The sequence below is a fragment of the Mesorhizobium sangaii genome, from assembly GCF_014207355.1.
Classification (GTDB): domain Bacteria; phylum Pseudomonadota; class Alphaproteobacteria; order Rhizobiales; family Rhizobiaceae; genus Mesorhizobium; species Mesorhizobium sangaii.
The window spans coordinates 710,403-727,560 of the sequence record NZ_JACHEF010000002.1 but is presented as its reverse complement, the minus strand read 5'-3'; the positions used below and the strand labels follow the sequence as shown (position 1 = coordinate 727,560).

Here is a 17,158-nt window from a genome sequence, read left to right as displayed (position 1 = left end):
GCACGTCGTGCGCTTTGGGCAGTTTCGACGCCGCTGCCGGGACGGTGATCGTGTTCGGGCTTGACGCCCGGATGCATGTTCTTTAACGAGAAAAAACATCTTTATCTGTGGGCTGACAGGCGCGCAGGCCGCATGATGGCGTCCGACTGGCCCATGACGCCGTGGCCGACCACCGGTAGACCCGGACGACCCCAAGCGGACGAGGAGAAGAGCATGGCGGATCTGGCAGGCAAGGTCGTTGTCGTCACGGCAGCGGCGCAAGGCATCGGCAAGGCGAGCGCGCTGGCCTTCGCCAAAGCGGGTGCCGTCGTCTACGCCACCGACATCAACGAGGCGCTGCTGGCGGAACTCGCCAAGACCTCCGACATCAAGACCCGCAAACTCGATGTGCTCAACGACGAGGCCGTCAACGCCGTCTTTGCCGAGATCGGCAAGGTCGACGTGCTGTTCAACTGCGCGGGTTTCGTTCATTCCGGCTCGATCCTCGATATGAAAGAGGCCGATCTCGATTTCGCCTTCAACCTCAACGTCCGTGCCATGATCCGCACCATCAAAGCGGTGCTGCCCGGCATGCTGGAGCGTGGCGGCGGATCGATCATCAACATGTCGTCGGTCGCCGGCGCCGGCAAAGGCGTGCCGAACCGCTTCGCCTATGGCGTCACCAAAGCCGCGGTCATCGGCCTGACCAAGGCAATCGCCGCCGACTATGTCGCCAAGGGCATTCGCTGCAATGCCATTTGCCCCGGCACGGTCGAGAGCCCGTCGCTGCAAGACCGCATGCATGCGCAGGGCGACTACGAAGCCGCCCGCGCCGCCTTCATCGCCCGCCAGCCGATGGGCCGGCTCGGCACGCCGGAAGAAATCGCCGATCTCGCCGTCTATCTGGCCGGTGCCACCTATACGTCCGGACAGGCCTATAATATCGACGGCGGCTGGTCGATCTGAACCAAACCGACTGAGGAGACATACGATGAAGCTGCTGCGCTATGGCGAGGCAGGGAGCGAACGCCCCGGCCTGCTCGATGCGGATGGGACGATCCGTGATCTCACCGGCCACGTCGCCGATATCGGTGGCAAGGCACTCGATCCGGCATCGCTAGCGGCGCTTGCCAAGCTCGATCCGAAGTCGCTGCCGGCGGTTTCCGGCAAGCCCCGCATCGGCGCCTGCGTTGCCGGCACCGGCAAGTTCATCTGCATCGGCCTCAACTATTCCGACCACGCCGCCGAGACCGGCGCCACCGTGCCGCCTGAGCCGATCATCTTCATGAAGGCAAGCTCGGCCATTGTCGGGCCCGACGACGACGTGCTGATCCCGCGCGGCTCGGTGAAGACCGACTGGGAAGTCGAACTGGCCGTGGTCATCGGCAAGACGGCGAAATATGTCAGCGAAGCCGACGCGCTCGACTATGTCGCCGGATATTGCGTCGCCCACGACGTCTCCGAACGCGCCTTCCAGGCCGAGCGGCAGGGCCAATGGACCAAGGGCAAGTCCTGCGACACCTTCGGTCCGATCGGCCCGTGGCTGGTGACCAAGGACGAGGTCGCCGATCCGCAGAACATCAAGATGTGGCTGACCGTCAACGGCAAGACGATGCAGAACGGCTCGACCAAGACCATGGTCTATGGCGTGGCATACCTTGTTTCGTACCTCAGCCAGTTCATGTCGCTGCATCCCGGCGACATCATCTCGACCGGCACACCGCCCGGCGTCGGGCTGGGCATGAAGCCGCCGGTGTTCCTGAAGGCCGGTGATGTTGTGGAGCTCGGCATCGAGGGTCTCGGCCAGCAGAAGCAGACGTTCAAGGCTGACGCTTGAGCACTTAAGTTCGATAAGTTTGCGCCGCCCCTCATCCGCCTGCCGGCACCTTCTCCCCGTACAGTGACGGGGAGAAGGGAAGCGCTCCAACGCTGGGACCCCCTCTCCCCGTTCTTCACGGGGAGAGGGTAAGGGTGAGGGGCAGCGCCGACCTCTGCAGCGATATTACTTCAGCACCTTCCCATCAGCTCCAAACCGATAGGTCTTGGCCGGGTCCGGCGTTGCATAGAGCGTGGCGCCCGGTTCGGCGTCGTAGACGCCGAAGATGCGCACGGTGATCAGGCCGGCCTTCTCGCAGTCGAGATAGAGATTGGTGTCGGCGCCTAGATGCTCGGCGTGGACGACCGTGCCCTTCCAGGCACCGGATTTGGGATCGACGGTCAGATGCTCCGGCCGCACGCCGATGGTCTTGGCGGTTTCACCAAGCCTGGCGCCGTCGACGAAGTTCATCTTCGGCGAGCCGATGAAGCCGGCTACGAACTCATTCGCCGGCGAATTGTAGAGTTCCATCGGGCCGCCGATCTGCTCGATCCGGCCGGCGTTCAGCACCACGATCTTGTCGGCCAGCGTCATCGCCTCGACCTGGTCGTGGGTGACGTAGATCATCGTCGCTTTCAGCCGGCGGTGCAGCTGAGCGATCTCCAGCCGCGTGTTGACGCGCAATGCCGCATCGAGATTCGATAAGGGTTCGTCAAAGAGAAACAGCTTGGGCTCGCGCACCACGGCGCGGCCTATGGCGACGCGCTGGCGCTGGCCGCCGGAGAGTTCGGCCGGCCGCCTTTCGAGATAGGGCTCCAGCGACAGCATCGAGGAGGCAATGCCGATGCGGCGGTCGATCTCGGCCGCCGGCGTGTTCGCCTGCTTCAGCCCAAGGCCCATATTGTTCTTCACCGTCAGATGCGGGTAGAGCGCATAGGTCTGGAACACCATGGCGATGCCGCGCTTGGCCGGCGGCGTGGCGGAGACGTCCTGGCCGTCGATGACGACCCGGCCCGAGGTCGAATCCTCCAGCCCGGCGATGACCCGGAGCAAGGTCGACTTGCCGCAGCCCGACGGACCGACGAATACGACGAATTCGCCGTCCGTCACCTCGAGGTTGATGCCCTTCAGCACCTCGACCGGCCCGAAGGCCTTCTTCACGTTCTCGATGTTCAGCGAGCCCACGGCTTCGTCCCTGTTCTAGAGTTTGACGGCTGCGCCGCTGCGCACGCTCTCGTCTGCGGCAAGGCAGACGGCGAGCGACTTCACCGCGTCGTCCATGTGCCTGGTGAGATCGATATCCTCGCGGATCGCCTTCAGCACGAAGGCCTGTTCGAGATCGCAGAGGTCCTGATGGCCGGGCTCGCCCGTCATCGACAGCATTTCGTCCGGCTTGGCGAACTTGCCGTCGGGCCTGGTCGCCGCACTGTGCAGGCGGATGGTCGAGGTCTTGGTGTGGGTGTCGATGTCATCGGACTTCACACCCTCCTTCATGACGATCGACACGCAGCCATTGGGCGAGATGACGTCCTTCACGAAGAAGGCCGTTTCCGAAATCATCGGCCCCCAGCCGGCTTCGTACCAGCCGACCGAACCGTCATCGAACAGCACCTGCAGATGGCCGTAATTGTACATCGACGGCGCTATCTCCTCGGTCAGCCGCAACCCCATGCCGCGCACCTCGACCGGCCTGGCGTCGGTGATCTGCAGCATCACGTCGAGATAGTGCACGCCGCAGTCGACGATCGGCGACGTCGTCTGCATCAACTGCTTGTGCGTGTCCCAGGTATGGTCCGAGGATTGCTGGTTGAGGTTCATGCGGAAGACATAGGGGCCGCCAAGCTTGCGCGCCTCGGCGATCAGCCTGATCCAGGACGGGTGATGGCGCAAGATGTAGCCGATCACCAGTTTCTTGCCATTGGCCTTTGCCGCCGCAACGACGCGTTTGGCATCGGCCACCGTCGTTGCCAGCGGCTTTTCGACAAAGACGTGGCAGCCGGCCTCGAACGCCTTCACCGCATAGTCGGCATGGCTGTCGGAATAGGTGGCGATGCAGGCGACATCGGGCTTTTCGTCGCGCAAAGCCTCGTCGAAGGATCGCCTGATGCCATAGGAGGAAAGCCCGTCCGGCAGCGGCACGTCGGAGCGATTGACCAGTGCCGCGATCTGAAAACCCGGATTGGTGTGATAGGCCAGCGCGTGGCTGCGGCCCATATTGCCGAGGCCGGCGACGACGACGCGAAGGGGTGCTTGCGAACTCACTTGACGGCTCCCGAGGTGATGCCGCGGATCAGCTGCCGCGAGAAGATGACGTAGAGGATCAGCACCGGCATGATCGCCAGCGAGAGCGCTGCCAGGATGGCGTTCCAGTTGGTGACGAACTGACCGAGGAACAGCTGCGCGCCGAGCGTCACCGTCTTGGTCTCTTCCGACGGCGCCAGGATCAGCGGGAACCACAGATCGTTCCAGATCGGGATCATGGTGAAGACGGCGACGGTGGCCATCGATGGCCTGACCAGCGGCAGCACTAGGCGGAAGAAGATGGTGTATTCGGACAAGCCGTCGATGCGGCCGGCGTTCTTGAGGTCGTCGGACACCTGCTTCATGAATTCCGACAGGATGAAGATGGCGAGCGGCAGGCCTTGCGCGGTGTAGACCAGGATCAGCGCCGTCAGCGTATTGACCAGCCCGCTCGCCACCATCAACTGCAGGATGGCGACGGTGCCGAGGCGGATCGGGATCATGATGCCGAGCGCCAGATAGAGCCCCATCAGCGAGTTGCCGCGAAAGCGGTATTCCGACAACGCGAAGGCGGCCATGGCGCCGAACAGAAGCACGAAGAACAGCGAAGCCACGGTGACGACGAGGCTGTTCTGGAAGTAGTGGATGAAATCGCCCTGGCCGATGACGGTGGTGTAGCCGATCAGGTCGAAAGTCCCGGGCGTCGGCGGCGTCAGCGGCGCGCCGAAGATGCCGGCGCGTGACTTGAACGAATTCATGATGACGAGGATCACCGGAAACAGCGCGATCGCCGTGTAGGTCAACAGGATCGCGTGGGCGCCGATGGTGCGGGGCAGGGAACGGGTGGCGGTGCTCATCTCTTGCCCCTCAGAACTGGTAGCGACGCAGGCGCGTCTGCACGAGGAAGAGATAGACGCAGACACCACCGAGGATGATCACGAACATCATCGTGGCGATCGCCGCGCCCATGTTGGGGTCGCCGACCTGCAGCTGGAAGCCGAAGAAGGCGCGGTAGAGGAAGGTGCCGAGAATATCGGTCGAATAGTTCGGCCCGGCGAGTGCGCCTTGCGCGGTGTAGATCAGGTCGAAGGCGTTGAAATTGCCGACGAAGGTGAGGATCGAGATGATGCCGATCGACGGCAGGATCAGCGGCAGCTTGATCTTCCAGAACTGTGACATGCCGGTGATGCCGTCGCATTCGGCGGCCTCGATCACCTCTTCGGGGATCGACAGCAGCGCGGCATAGATCAGCATCATCGGGATGCCGACGAACTGCCATACCGAGATCAGGCTGAGCGCGGTCAGCGCGTATTCTTCCTTGCCGAGCCACGGCGTGAACAGGCTTTTCAGGCCGACGAGATCGAGCAGATGCGGCGCCACGCCCCACAGCGGCGACAGGATCAGCTTCCAGGCGAAGCCGACGATGACGAAGGACAGGATGGTCGGCACGAAGATCGCCGTGCGGTAGAAGGCCGAGAATCTCAGTCTTGGGCTGGACAGAAGTGCGGCCAGCATGACGCCGATCGGGTTCTGCACCAGCATGTGGATGATGAAGAACCAGGTGTTGTTCCTCAGCGCGTTCCAGAAATTCACCGACCAGTTGGGGTCGCCGAACAGCGTGCGGAAGTTCTCCAGCCCGACGAAGACCTGATGCTGCTCGATGTTGCGGAACAGCGACAGCTGCAGCGTGCCGGCCAGCGGCAGGATCATGATCGCCGTGTAGACAAGCACCGCCGGCGCCAGGAAGACGCCAATGTGCCAGCGGAACGGTCGTTTCGGTCGTATTTCTGCGGCCATGAGTTCGGTTCCCGCCGTCTCTCGGTTGCAAATGGTGTGATGCTAGATGATGCCTCGATGCACGGCCGAATATTCTTGCCCGGTGCGGCAAGAACAAAGGCCTGCGACTGATCAGCTAGCCTTCCCCCACAAGGGAGGGTAAGGCCGAGAGGCGGTGCCGACAATCGCTATCTGAACGGGCGCAATCTGAAAACCAGGGTAGTTCGAGACCGGCCAGGCATGCGCCCGGCCGATCTCGCTGCCTGAGCTCTTACTTTGCCGGCTTGTACCAGCTGTCGAGGCCGGTCTGCAGCTTCTTGGCCGCAGCTTCCGGGGTGTCGGTGCCGTTGATGACGTTGGCCGATTCAACCCACGTCTCGTTTTCGAGGTTCGGCGTGCCGCGCGACAGGATCTGGTAGGTCGAGCGGATCGTCGACTTGCACTTGCCGCGCCAGGAGACGAATTCCTGCGCCAGCGGGTCCGCCATCTTCACCGGCGCGGAATTCAGGCTGAAGAAGCCCGGCAGCGCGTTGGCGTAGATGGTGGCGAAATCCGGCGAGGCGACCCAGGACAGGAAGGTCTTGGCCGCATCGGCATTCTTCGACGCCGCATTCAGGCCCATGCCGATATCGGTATGGTCGGAGATGTAGCAGGTGTCGCCGGCCTTCTCGACCGGCGGCGGGAAGGCGCCCATCTTGAACTGGGCCTGGGTGTTGAACAGGCCGATTTCCCATGAACCGGCCGGGTAGATGGCGGCGCGGCCCAGCGTGAACAGGTTCTGGCTGTCCGGATAGGTCTGTGCCTCGAAGCCGTCGCCGAGATACGGCTTCCACTTGGCCAGTTCCTCATACGGCGCGACCCAGTCCTTGTCGGTCAGCTTCTGGTCGCCCTTGATCAGGGCGGCGCGGCCGTCCTCGCCCTTCCAGTAGTTGGGGCCGATGTTCTGGTAGCCCATGGTCGCGGCTTCCCACAGATCCTTGGTGCCCATCGCCATCGGGATGTAGGTGCCGTCGGCCTTGATCTTGTCGAGCGCGGCGAAGAACTCGTCGCGGGTCTGCGGCACCTTGATGCCGAGCTTGTCGAAGGCGTCCTTGTTGTAGATGAAGCCGTGAATGACCGAGGCCATCGGCACGCAGAAGCTCGCCTTGCCGTCGTCCGTCTGCCAGGCGGACTTGGCCACCGGCGAGAAGTTCTCCATGCCCGGCAGCGCCGAGAGGTCGGCGAGGTTGCCCTTCTTGAACAGTTCAAGCGACTTGTCGAACGGGCGGCAGGTAATCAGGTCGCCCGCCGAACCGGCGGCGAGCTTGGCGCCAAGGGCGGCGTCATACTCGGTCGGCGCCGAGGGTGCGAACACCACCTTGATGCCCGGGTTCTTGGCTTCGAAGGCCGGGATCAGCTTGTCCTTCCAGATGGCAAGGTCGTCGCCGCGCCAGCTTTCGATGTTGAGCGTTACGTCTGCAGCATTAGCCACCCCGGCCGAGCCGAGAATGCTGGTGCCCAGAAGCAGTGCCGTCAGTAGTTTCGTTGTCATGCTCAGTCTCCCTGTTGACCTTTTTCAGGTTCGGTTTTGATGAGAACAGAGGCAGCGCGCCCCTTGCTCCCCTCGATCGCGGAAAGCGCCGGCCTCAGCTTCTGGCCGGTTCCTTCCAGCAGTTTCTCCGCCGCATCGGCGCTGTCGGCGCCGGCGGCGAGCAGAATGGCGGTCTTGACCGCGCCGCCGCTCTTCTCGAGCAGGCGGGCGGCTTCGTCCTTGCCGCGCCCGCTGACGGCGGCGACGATGCGCGCCGCGCGGTCGCGCAGCTTGATGTTGTCGGCCATCAGGTTGACCATGTAGCCGTCATGCACATGGCCGAGATGTACGGCGGTCAGCGTCGACAGCATGTTGAGCGCGATCTTCTGGGCGGTGCCGGCGCCCATGCGCGTCGAACCGGCAATCAGTTCCGGCGGCGTTTCGAGCAGGATCGCGGTTTCAGCCTGGCGCAGCAGAGCCGAGTCCCGGTTGTTGGCGATGCCGATGGTGGCAGCTCCGCGACGGGCGGCTTCCTCGATGGCCCGCACCGCATAGGGCGTCGTGCCGCTGGCCGAAATGGCAATCAGGCAATCGCCCTTGCCGATGCCGGCGTTGATGACGGCAGTTGCGGCCTCCTCGGTGTCGTCCTCCGGCCCACCTGCCAATGTCCGTAAGGCTTCGTCGCCGCCGGCGATCAGGATGGCGATGCGGTCGCGGTGAATGCCGAACGTACCGGGCAATTCAAGCGCGTCGGCCAGCGCCATCAGGCCGGAACTGCCCGCCGCGGCGTAGGCAAGCTTGCCGCCACCGCTCAACCTGCCGGCGATGATCTCGGCCGCCCTGGCGATTGAGGGAATGGCATTGTGCACGACCTTTGCGGCCTCGATCTGCGCATCGGCCAAAGAAGAAAGGATGGCGTCCGGGGTCTGGATATCCAGCCCCTCGGCATTTTGGTGAAGCGCTTCGGTGCGCGTTTCGGCCATCCCGGTTCCTCCAATGCGGAAACAATACCAAAAAAATACCACTTGTCCACATGCATTAACGAATTCGCTGCTTGGAAATCGCTGAGCCGGCGAAATGGCTAAGTTTTTCAATAAAATACGGCATAATCTTTTTGAAACGGAAATTAACTCTTGGCTATTGGTATTTTATTGGTATTATCCGCCCGGAGGAGAAATCGCGTGAATTTCGTGCTCGGTATCGATGGCGGCGGCACCAGCTGCAGGGCCGCCCTGGCAACTGCGGATGGCACTGTTGTTGGCCGCGCCAAGAGCGGCGCCGCCAACATCCGCACCGATCTCACCGGCGCCCGGTCGAACATCGTCGAGGCGGCGAGGCAGGCGCTCATTGCCGCCGGACAGGATCCGGAGCTGATCCCGCAAACACCGGCCATTCTCGGCCTTGCCGGCGCCAATGTCGGCACCTACCGGCAGCAACTCGAAGCGATCCTGCCGTTCAGCATCAGCCGTGTCGAGACCGACGCCGAGATCGCGCTGGAAGGGGCTGTCGGCTCCGGCGACGGCGCCATGGCGATCCTCGGCACCGGCACCGCCTATATGGCGCGCAAGAACGGCAAGTCGCGCGCCATCGGCGGCTGGGGCTTTCAGGTCGGCGACCAGGGCAGCGGCGCCCGCATCGGCCGCGACCTGCTCGAACAGACGCTGCTTGCCTATGACGGCGTCCGCGAGGGTTCGCCGCTGACGCAGAGCATGCTGGCGGTCTTCCGCAACAATCCGCAGGACGTGGTCGAATTCACCACCAACGCCAAGCCCGGCGATTTCGGCGGCTTCGCGCCCAAGGTGTTCGAGCATGCCGAAAAGGGCGACAGCGTCGCCAACTGGATTTTGGACAGGGTGGTCGCCGATGTCGAAGCCGCGCTCGGCGCGCTCGACCTTGCGGACGACGCGCCGCTGTGCCTGCTCGGCGGGCTGGCGCCGCTTTACGCGCCGCGCCTGTCGGCCCGCTACCGGGCGCTGCTGAAGCCGCCTCTCGACGATGCCCTGGGCGGCGCGGTGCAGATGGCGGCCCGCCTTTTCGCCAAGCCAGCGGAGGCGGCTCGATGAGCGATGCCGCCGACCAGATCTTCGCCACGCTGAAACAGTCGTCGCAAAGCGGCGCGCCGCTCTACCTGCAACTCAGGAAGAGCATCGAGGACGCCGTCAACCGCGGCCTGATCGGACCGGGCGACGCACTGCCCTCCGAGCGCGACATCGCCACCAAGGCCGATATTTCGCGCGTCACCGTGCGCAAGGCGGTGCAGGACCTGGTCAAGGGCGGTATCCTGGTGCAACGCCATGGCTCCGGCACGTTCGTGGCGCCGCGCATGGAGCGCGTCGAGCAGTCGCTGTCGCGGCTGACCTCGTTTACCGAGGACATGGCGCGGCGCGGCATGGCGGTGCGTTCGGCCTGGCTCGACCGCGGCCTTTACGCGCCCTCGCCCGACGAGATGATGGTGCTCGGCCTGTCGTCGAACGAACTGGTGGCGCGGGTGGCGCGCCTGCGCATCGCCAACGACACGCCGCTGGCGATCGAACGCGCTTCGCTCTCGGCCAGCGTGCTGCCCGACCCGGCGGGAATAGGGTCCTCGCTCTATGCGGCGCTGGAATTGACCGGCAACCGGCCGGTGCGGGCTGTGCAACGCATCTCCGCCGCCAACCTCGGCGACGGTGACGCGCGCCTGCTCGAGGTGCCGCCGGGCATTGCCGGCCTGCACATCGAGCGCATCTCCTATCTGACGAGCGGCAAGGTGATCGAATTCACCCGTTCCATCTACAGGGGCGACGCCTATGATTTCGTCGCCGAACTGCGGCTGACAGGGCCGAGCGAAGAGGGCCGACCATGACCACAGAGCCGACAATGCCGAATGAGCCGACCATGTCGACTGAGCCGACCAAATCGGCTGGAATGACCCATATGCGGCGTGAGATCGAGGAGATCCCGCTGGCTGTCGCCCGCCTGCTCGACGGCTCCGGCACTGTCCTGACCGAGGCCGGGCGCGGCATCCGCGAACGCGACCCGCAGTTTGTCGTCACCGTGGCGCGCGGTTCGTCCGACCATGCGGCCACCTTCATGAAATATGCCGTTGAACTGACCGCCGGCCTTGCCGTCGCTTCGGTCGGTCCCTCGATCGCCTCGATCTATGGAGCCGAGCTCAGGCTCGGCGGTTCGGCATGCCTGGCGATCTCGCAGTCGGGCAAGAGCCCCGACATCGTCGCCATGGCCGAGACGGCACGGGCCGGTGGCGCGCTGACCATCGCCATCACCAACACCGCCGATTCGCCGCTGGCGCGTGCCTCCGACTATGCCATCGATATCCTGGCCGGGCCGGAGCGCAGCGTCGCGGCGACCAAGACCTTCATCAATTCCGCCGTCGCCGGTCTTGGCCTGATGGCGCATGCCACCGGCGACGAGGCGCTGCTGGCTGCACTTTTCGAATTGCCCGAGCATTTCCGCAAGGCGATCGCCTGCGACTGGATGACGGTGCTGTCCGACACGATCGAGAAGCAGAAGTCGCTGTTCATCCTCGGCCGCGGCCCGTCGGCGGCGATGGCCAACGAGGCGGCCCTGAAGTTCAAGGAGACCTGCGGCATGCATGCCGAGGCCTATAGCGCGGCCGAAGTCATGCATGGCCCACTGGCGCTGATCGGCCCGGACTTTCCGGTGCTGGCGCTGGCCGCGCGTGACGCATCCGAACCGTCCGTTGCCGAAGCCGCCGACAGCCTGGCGGCCAAGGGCGCGCCGGTGTTCGTCACCTCCGCACTTGCCCAGCGCGTCGTGCGCCTGCCGCATGTCGCCACGGGCCATCCGCTGACCGATCCGCTGACGCTGATCGTCTCCTTCTACATGTTCGTCGAGGCCTTTGCCCGCCATCGCGGCCTCGATCCGGACACGCCGCGCAATCTTCGCAAGGTGACGGAGACCGTATGAGCGACCGTTTTGCCCTGACTGGCGCCCGCATTTTCGACGGCGACGACTGGCATGACGGCGCCGCACTTGTCGTGCGCGACGGCCTCGTCGAGGCCATCCTGCCCGCCGGCGCCATTGCATCCGACATCCGCATCGTCGAGACAAGCGGCATGCTGGCGCCAGGCTTCGTCGACCTGCAGGTCAATGGCGGCGGCGGCGTCATGCTCAACGACCACCCCGATGTCGCCTCGCTCGAAACCATCTGCCGGGCGCATGCGCCCTTCGGCACCACGGCGCTGCTGGTGACGCTGATCACCGATACGCCCGACATCACCGCTGCCGCTGTCGCCGCCGGCGAAGCAGCGACGCTGCGGAAGCTGCCGGGTTTCCTCGGCCTGCATCTCGAAGGTCCGCATCTGTCGATCGCCCGCAAGGGCGCGCACGATCCCGCGCTCATCCGGCCGATGCTGGACGCCGACCAGGCGAAGCTGATCGCGGCGCGGCAGAAACTGCCGGTTCTTTTGACCACGATCGCGCCGGAATCCGTCGAACCGGCGCGCGTTTCGGCGCTGACCAGGGCCGGCGTCATCGTCAGCCTCGGCCATTCCGACACCGGCTACGCCACGGCCAGCACCTTTGCCGCGGCCGGTGCCTCGATGGTCACGCATCTGTTCAACGCGATGAGCCAGATTGGCAACCGCGAGCCAGGGCTGGCTGGCGCGGCCATCGATATCGGCTCGCTGTCGGCCGGCCTCATCGCCGACGGCATCCATGTCGATCCCGCCACCATCAAGATCGCGCTGCGCGCCAAGCAGGGACCGGCCAAAATCGTGCTGGTCACCGACGCCATGGCGCCGATTGGCACCGACATGACCTCGTTCACGCTCAACGGCCGCACCATCTACCGCAGGGATGGCAGCCTGCGGCTTGCCGACGGCACGCTTGCGGGTGCCGATCTCGACATGATCTCCGCCGTTCGGTTCATCCACCGCGTCGTCGGGGTCGAGCTTTCAGAGGCCTTGCGCATGGCCTCGCTCTATCCCGCGCAAGCGATCGGCCAGTCGCACCGGCTGGGGCGCTTTGCCAACGGCACGGCTGCCGATATCGTTGCGCTGTCGGACGACCTCGATGTTGCAAGCGTCTGGGTCGGCGGCGACAAGGTTTTTGCAGCCGGCTCCAACAGCCCTGGGTGATATCAGGCCATGCATGACATCGATTGCGTCGTTGCGGGAGCAGGCGTCGTCGGGCTCGCGATCGCCAGGGCGCTCGCCCTGTCGGGCCGCGAGGTGCTGGTGGTCGAACAGGCCGGCGCGATCGGCACCGTCACGAGTTCGCGCAATTCCGAAGTCATCCATGCCGGGCTCTACTATGCGCCGGGCAGCCTGAAAGCCCGGCTCTGCGTCGAAGGGCGTGAACGGCTCTACGCCTATTGCCGCGAGCACAATGTTGCCCATGCGCGCACCGGCAAGCTGATCGTCGCCGTCGAACCTGACCAGTTGGACAGGCTGGCCGCGATCCGGACCAACGCGCAGAGTTGCGGCGTTGGCGACCTCGAAATCTTGACGCAGGCACAAGCCGAAAGCCTCGAACCCGCGCTGCAATGCACCGGCGCGCTGCTGTCGCCGTCGACCGGCATCATCGACAGCCAGGCGCTGATGCTGTCGCTGCGCGGCGACGCCGAGGCCGCCGGTGCATCCTTCGCCTTGCTCACGTCCGTTGCCGGAGCGGCGATCGAAGCCGATGGGATCCGGATCGACACGCGCAACGCCGATGGCGAGGGCTTCACCTTGAAGGCCGGCGCCTTCGTCAACGCCGCGGGCCTCGATGCGCAGGCTCTCGCCGGCCGTATCGAAGGTTTTCCGCAACACCTTGTTCCGCAGCGATGGCTGGCGCGCGGCAACTATTTTTCACTCTCGGGACGGTCGCCCTTCTCGCGGCTGATCTATCCGGTGCCGGTCAATGGCGGCCTCGGCGTCCATCTCACCCTCGATCTGGGCGGCAGCGCGCGCTTCGGTCCGGATGTCGAATGGATCGACAGCGTGGATTACACGGTCGATCCCACCCGTGGTGCGGCCTTCTACGGCGAGATCAGGCGCTATTGGCCCGATCTTGCCGACGGCGCCTTGCAGCCGGCCTATGCCGGCGTCCGGCCGAAACTGTCCGGCCCGGGCCAGCCGGCGGCCGACTTCACGATCCAGGGTCCGGCCGACCATGGCACCGGGTCGATCGTCAATCTGTTCGGCATCGAGAGCCCCGGCCTGACGGCAAGCCTGGCGATCGCCGAGCATGTTTGCGAGCTTTTGTACCCCGGCTGACGAACTGCCTGCGCAGGTGCAGCCTTAAGATGTGTAGAGACCCTTGTAGGTATCGCGCAAAAGATTCTTCTGCACCTTTCCCATGGTGTTGCGGGGCAGTTCGTCGACGAAGATCACCCGCTTCGGGTGCTTGTATTTTGCGACGCGTTCCGCGATGGCGCCAAGAATTTCAGCCCCGGTGATGTTCGAAGCCGGCGACCGCACGACGACAGCGGTGACGCCTTCGCCGAAATCCGGATGGGCGACGCCGATGACGGCGCTTTCGCTCACACCGTCAAGCGCATCGATCTCGCTTTCGAGCTCCTTCGGATAGATGTTGTAGCCGCCGGAAATGATCAGGTCCTTGCCGCGGCCGACGATGTGGACGTAGCCGTCGGCGTCGACGATGCCGAGATCGCCGGTGATGAAGAAACCATCGGCGCGGAATTCCGCCTTGGTCTTTTCAGGCATGCGCCAATAGCCGCCGAAGACGTTCGGGCCCCTGACCTCGATCATGCCGACTTCGCCCTGGGCAAGCGGACGGCCAGTGTCGGGGTCGGCGATGCGAAGTGCTACGCCCGGCAGGGGGAAGCCGACCGTGCCGGCGCGCCGCTCGCCGTCGTAGGGGTTAGAGGTGTTCATGTTGGTCTCGGTCATGCCGTAGCGTTCGAGGATCGCGTGGCCGGTGCGTGCGCGCCAGGCCTTGTGCGTCTCGGCCAGCAGCGGCGCCGAACCGGAAATGAACAGGCGGATGGTCCTTGCCGCCTCGCGGTCCAGCCCGTCCTGCTGCAGCAGGCGCACGTAGAAGGTCGGCACGCCCATCAGGGCAGTGGCGCGCGGCAAAAGCGAGATGATGCGGGCCGGGTCGAATTTCTGCTCGAACAGCATCGAGGCGCCGGCCATCAGGACGACGTTGGTGGCGACGAACAGGCCATGGGTGTGGAAGATCGGCAGCGCGTGGATCAGTACGTCGTCGGCCGTGAAATGCCAGTGGTCGACCAGCACCCGCGCGTTCGAGGCAAGGTTCTCGTGGCTGAGCATGGCGCCTTTCGAGCGGCCGGTCGTTCCCGAAGTGTAGAGGATCGCCGCGAGATCGTCCTTGGCCCGCACCACGTCGTGGAAATCCGCCGGCAGCCGCGAGGCCTGATCCGTCAGGGATCCCTCGCCGTTGCGGCCGAGCGTGACCGTGACGGCGCCCGATTTTTCCGCCAGTGCGCCGATGTCGGCCGCCCTGGCCGGATCGCAGACGACCAGGCGTGGTGCCGCGTCGCCGAAGAAGTACTCCAGCTCGGCCAGTGTGTAGGCGGTGTTGAGTGGCAGGAAGACGGCGCCGGCACGCAGGCAGGCGAGATAGAGCAGGACGGCTTCGGGACTCTTCTCGACCTGCACGGCGACCCGGTCGCCGGGCTCGACATCGAGTTGCAAGAGCGCATGCGCCAGCTGCGCCGACCGCGCCAGCATATCGCCATAGGTCAGCGAGCGGCCATCATCGGTTTCCATCAACAGGCGATCGGGCGCCGGCATCCGGGAACGGAACGCGTCGAACAGATGGTTACTCATGAAGTCTTCCTAGAGCATGATGCCGAAAAGTGTGAAACGGTTTTCGGACAACATCATGCTCTATCCCTTTGATTTAGATGGTGGAAACGGCGGCGCCGGGCATGCTTTTCGAGCGGCATGCATGGGCGGCGAAGAGTTCGCGGTTCTTGGCCGCGCCGTCAAGACCCGAGGACAGGTGTTTGCCCGTGGCGCCGATGGGTTGCAGGGGTGGCTGCAAACGACTGGCGGAACCGACGCTATCGCCGGGCGCGTGCGGCCTTGCCGGCGACCGACTTCAGACTTTCACTTTGCCTGATGCGTTCCATGCACATGGCAGCGGTCAGCTGGTAGTGATTGATCAGCGCTTCGACGGCGCCGTCGGCATTGCCGTCCAACGCACATTCGGCGATCCGGCGATGCTCGCCTAAATCGTCGCGCTGGGCGCTTTCGCTGTCACTCGCCATTTGCCGGTAGCGGTAGGCGTGATCGGAAAGCTGCTCGCAGAATCCCACCAGCCATTGCGACCGGCAGGCCGAAATCAGGACTCGATGGAAGACGCGGTGCAACTTCTCCCAATCCGGATTGAGCGACGAGAGATTATTCTGTGGCGAAAGACGTGATGCACGCCCCAGGCGATGCAGCGCCAGTACGAGTTGTTCTTCCCATTCGGCGGTGCGGTGGGCGATCGATTCGCGAAGCGCCCGCTCCTCGAGCCAGCAACGGGTGCGCGTCAGCTCTTCGAGCTCCGCCGCGCTGATCGGCATGATGAAGAAGCCGCGCTGGTCGTGCCGGCCAAGAAGCCCTTCCGAGGCGAGGCGATTGAGAGCCTCGCGGACAGGGGAAGCGCCAGCCCCATATTTGGACACCACCCATTCGACCCGCAGCTTGCTCTCGGCTTCAAGAATTCCACCGAGAAGGTCATCCCGCAATTGGTGATAGACCGTGCTGGCAAGCGTGCTCTTGGGCCCTGCGCCGTCGTCGTTCAGATTGGCAGCTCCGTATGTCAAAGCGACTCCTTGTCCCCAAATTATGTTTGGGCAATTCGAGTCCGAAGCATCCCCCCTACATACACGTACCATATCGCGTCTGGCCTCAGAGGCTCAAGCAGAAGATCACGCTATTGTACTTAAGCACGAAGAAATATACGGCATTTTGCCGTTCAGCGATGCAAAGTCGCGTATTTCTACAACCTTCGGAAACTTAACGTGTTTTGTATGCACGCAGGATCATCTGTTCTTGTGAGCACGCGTGATCGTCTTTTCTGCCGCGCGCAAAAGACGGACCGAATCAAGCCTCTCGTCCAGGCTCGATGCTTGGCGAATCAGACTCTGACGGACCTGCCGGGCATGAGAGCCGTTGGCGGCCAATTGGACTTGAAGACAGGATGGGCGTCGTGGATCAGCCGGCTGCCTTGTCGGCGGCCGTCCTGATCGCCTCGATGTTTTGCCGGTAGGCGTCGACGCTGCCGCCCTTGAAGATCGCGGCGCCTGCCACCAGCACGTCGGCGCCTGCGGCAGTGACCAGCGGCGCGGTTTCGGCTGACACGCCGCCGTCGATCTCGATGCGGATCGGCCGGTCGCCGATCAGCGCCTTGACCCGCTTCACCTTGTCGACGATCGCCGGAATGAAAGCCTGGCCGCCGAAGCCCGGATTGACGGTCATGATCAGGATCAGATCGAGCCGGTCGAGCACATATTCGACCGCACTTTCGGGCGTTGCCGGATTGAGCGACACGCCGGCCTTCTTGCCAAGGTTCCTGATGGTCTGCAGCGAGCGGTCGAGATGCGGCCCAGCCTCGGCATGCACCGTCATGCCGTCGCAGCCGGCCTCGGCGAAGGCGGCCAGATAGGGATCGGCCGGCGCGATCATCAGATGGCAGTCGAAGAAGGCCTTGGTGCGGTTGCGGATTGCCTTGATCACCGGCGGGCCAAAGGTGATGTTGGGGACGAAATGTCCGTCCATGACATCAAGGTGAATCCAGTCGGCGCCGGCAGCCACCACCGCTTCGACTTCATCGCCGAGCCTGGAAAAATCCGAGGCCAGCACCGAGGGTGCGATCAAGGTTTTTTTGCTCATGGGCGCGGCCTTTCCGAGCGC

General features: G+C 64.2%; 16 protein-coding genes. 7 read left to right on the top strand and 9 right to left on the bottom strand.

Features of this window, described 5'->3' with window-relative positions; translation table 11 throughout:
* The first annotated feature begins 213 nt into the window (after positions 1-213).
* Both HNQ71_RS12630 and HNQ71_RS12625 read left to right on the top strand, forming a co-directional pair.
* Entirely contained in the window at positions 214-945 is a 732-nt protein-coding gene (locus HNQ71_RS12630) for an SDR family oxidoreductase (protein WP_184872886.1), read from the top strand.
* A 25-nt stretch (positions 946-970) separates the two neighbouring features.
* Complete coding sequence (locus HNQ71_RS12625; RefSeq protein WP_184872885.1) at positions 971-1,816, top strand: fumarylacetoacetate hydrolase family protein; 846 nt, start codon at positions 971-973, stop codon at positions 1,814-1,816.
* 165 nt (positions 1,817-1,981) lie between these two features.
* Here HNQ71_RS12625 and HNQ71_RS12620 read toward each other — a convergent pair whose 3' ends face one another.
* The 6 genes from HNQ71_RS12620 to HNQ71_RS12595 form a co-directional block, all read right to left on the bottom strand.
* On the bottom strand, positions 1,982-2,980 hold the full coding sequence (locus HNQ71_RS12620) for an ATP-binding cassette domain-containing protein (RefSeq protein WP_184872884.1): 999 nt from the start codon (positions 2,978-2,980) through the stop codon (positions 1,982-1,984).
* A 15-nt stretch (positions 2,981-2,995) separates the two neighbouring features.
* A complete protein-coding gene (locus HNQ71_RS12615; RefSeq protein ID WP_184872883.1) occupies positions 2,996-4,057 on the bottom strand; it encodes a Gfo/Idh/MocA family oxidoreductase in 1,062 nt (353 codons plus the stop codon).
* Positions 4,054-4,893: a carbohydrate ABC transporter permease gene (locus HNQ71_RS12610; RefSeq protein ID WP_184872882.1), complete on the bottom strand. Its 840-nt coding sequence runs from the start codon at positions 4,891-4,893 to the stop codon at positions 4,054-4,056. Before HNQ71_RS12610 ends, HNQ71_RS12615 begins: the two co-directional genes overlap by 4 nt.
* Before the next feature lie 10 nt (positions 4,894-4,903).
* Positions 4,904-5,833 (bottom strand): carbohydrate ABC transporter permease, encoded by a 930-nt coding sequence (locus HNQ71_RS12605; protein ID WP_184872881.1) that lies wholly within the window; start codon positions 5,831-5,833, stop codon positions 4,904-4,906.
* A gap of 250 nt (positions 5,834-6,083) precedes the next feature.
* Positions 6,084-7,343 carry an ABC transporter substrate-binding protein gene (locus HNQ71_RS12600; protein WP_184872880.1) on the bottom strand — a complete coding sequence of 420 codons (1,260 nt, stop codon included), beginning with the start codon at positions 7,341-7,343 and terminating at the stop codon, positions 6,084-6,086.
* Between the two features lie 2 nt (positions 7,344-7,345).
* Positions 7,346-8,305, bottom strand: a complete 960-nt coding sequence (locus HNQ71_RS12595; protein WP_184872879.1) for an N-acetylmuramic acid 6-phosphate etherase — start codon at positions 8,303-8,305, stop codon at positions 7,346-7,348.
* 198 nt (positions 8,306-8,503) lie between these two features.
* On the opposite strand from HNQ71_RS12595, the gene HNQ71_RS12590 reads away from it, so the two are divergent.
* The 5 genes from HNQ71_RS12590 to HNQ71_RS12570 all read left to right on the top strand — a co-directional run bounded on the left by HNQ71_RS12590 (position 8,504) and on the right by HNQ71_RS12570 (position 13,543).
* Positions 8,504-9,385 carry a BadF/BadG/BcrA/BcrD ATPase family protein gene (locus HNQ71_RS12590; RefSeq protein WP_184872878.1) on the top strand — a complete coding sequence of 294 codons (882 nt, stop codon included), beginning with the start codon at positions 8,504-8,506 and terminating at the stop codon, positions 9,383-9,385.
* Complete coding sequence (locus HNQ71_RS12585) at positions 9,382-10,164, top strand: GntR family transcriptional regulator (RefSeq protein WP_184872877.1); 783 nt, start codon at positions 9,382-9,384, stop codon at positions 10,162-10,164. The genes HNQ71_RS12590 and HNQ71_RS12585 overlap by 4 nt, the downstream gene beginning before the upstream one ends.
* A 71-nt stretch (positions 10,165-10,235) precedes the next feature.
* The gene (locus tag HNQ71_RS12580; protein WP_184873327.1) at positions 10,236-11,249 is read left to right on the top strand and encodes an SIS domain-containing protein; all 1,014 of its coding nucleotides are present in this window, start codon (positions 10,236-10,238) and stop codon (positions 11,247-11,249) included.
* Positions 11,246-12,421: an N-acetylglucosamine-6-phosphate deacetylase gene (gene nagA, locus HNQ71_RS12575; protein WP_184872876.1), complete on the top strand. Its 1,176-nt coding sequence runs from the start codon at positions 11,246-11,248 to the stop codon at positions 12,419-12,421. Before HNQ71_RS12580 ends, nagA begins: the two co-directional genes overlap by 4 nt.
* Before the next feature lie 9 nt (positions 12,422-12,430).
* Positions 12,431-13,543: an NAD(P)/FAD-dependent oxidoreductase gene (locus tag HNQ71_RS12570; RefSeq protein ID WP_184872875.1), complete on the top strand. Its 1,113-nt coding sequence runs from the start codon at positions 12,431-12,433 to the stop codon at positions 13,541-13,543.
* Between the two features lie 24 nt (positions 13,544-13,567).
* On the opposite strand, the gene HNQ71_RS12565 is transcribed toward HNQ71_RS12570, so the two are convergent.
* The 3 genes from HNQ71_RS12565 to rpe form a co-directional block, all read right to left on the bottom strand.
* Positions 13,568-15,082 (bottom strand): malonate--CoA ligase, encoded by a 1,515-nt coding sequence (locus HNQ71_RS12565; RefSeq protein ID WP_184872874.1) that lies wholly within the window; start codon positions 15,080-15,082, stop codon positions 13,568-13,570.
* 236 nt (positions 15,083-15,318) lie between these two features.
* A complete protein-coding gene (locus tag HNQ71_RS12560) occupies positions 15,319-16,068 on the bottom strand; it encodes a GntR family transcriptional regulator (protein WP_184872873.1) in 750 nt (249 codons plus the stop codon).
* Between the two features lie 391 nt (positions 16,069-16,459).
* Positions 16,460-17,137, bottom strand: a complete 678-nt coding sequence (gene rpe, locus HNQ71_RS12555) for a ribulose-phosphate 3-epimerase (protein ID WP_184872872.1) — start codon at positions 17,135-17,137, stop codon at positions 16,460-16,462.
* Between the last annotated feature and the right edge of the window lie 21 nt (positions 17,138-17,158).

What these genes read in the sequence shown, in the direction of transcription:
- HNQ71_RS12585 (WP_184872877.1), top strand. Translation starts at nt 9,382, where the DNA reads ATGAGCGATGCCGCCGACCAGATCTTCGCCACGCTGAAACAGTCGTCG.
- HNQ71_RS12580 (WP_184873327.1), top strand. Translation starts at nt 10,236, where the DNA reads ATGCGGCGTGAGATCGAGGAGATCCCGCTGGCTGTCGCCCGCCTGCTC.
- HNQ71_RS12625 (WP_184872885.1), top strand. Translation starts at nt 971, where the DNA reads ATGAAGCTGCTGCGCTATGGCGAGGCAGGGAGCGAACGCCCCGGCCTG.
- HNQ71_RS12630 (WP_184872886.1), top strand. Translation starts at nt 214, where the DNA reads ATGGCGGATCTGGCAGGCAAGGTCGTTGTCGTCACGGCAGCGGCGCAA.
- HNQ71_RS12565 (WP_184872874.1), bottom strand. Translation starts at nt 15,082, where the DNA reads ATGAGTAACCATCTGTTCGACGCGTTCCGTTCCCGGATGCCGGCGCCC.
- HNQ71_RS12610 (WP_184872882.1), bottom strand. Translation starts at nt 4,893, where the DNA reads ATGAGCACCGCCACCCGTTCCCTGCCCCGCACCATCGGCGCCCACGCG.
- rpe (WP_184872872.1), bottom strand. Translation starts at nt 17,137, where the DNA reads ATGAGCAAAAAAACCTTGATCGCACCCTCGGTGCTGGCCTCGGATTTT.
- HNQ71_RS12595 (WP_184872879.1), bottom strand. Translation starts at nt 8,305, where the DNA reads ATGGCCGAAACGCGCACCGAAGCGCTTCACCAAAATGCCGAGGGGCTG.
- HNQ71_RS12605 (WP_184872881.1), bottom strand. Translation starts at nt 5,833, where the DNA reads ATGGCCGCAGAAATACGACCGAAACGACCGTTCCGCTGGCACATTGGC.
- HNQ71_RS12570 (WP_184872875.1), top strand. Translation starts at nt 12,431, where the DNA reads ATGCATGACATCGATTGCGTCGTTGCGGGAGCAGGCGTCGTCGGGCTC.
- nagA (WP_184872876.1), top strand. Translation starts at nt 11,246, where the DNA reads ATGAGCGACCGTTTTGCCCTGACTGGCGCCCGCATTTTCGACGGCGAC.
- HNQ71_RS12600 (WP_184872880.1), bottom strand. Translation starts at nt 7,343, where the DNA reads ATGACAACGAAACTACTGACGGCACTGCTTCTGGGCACCAGCATTCTC.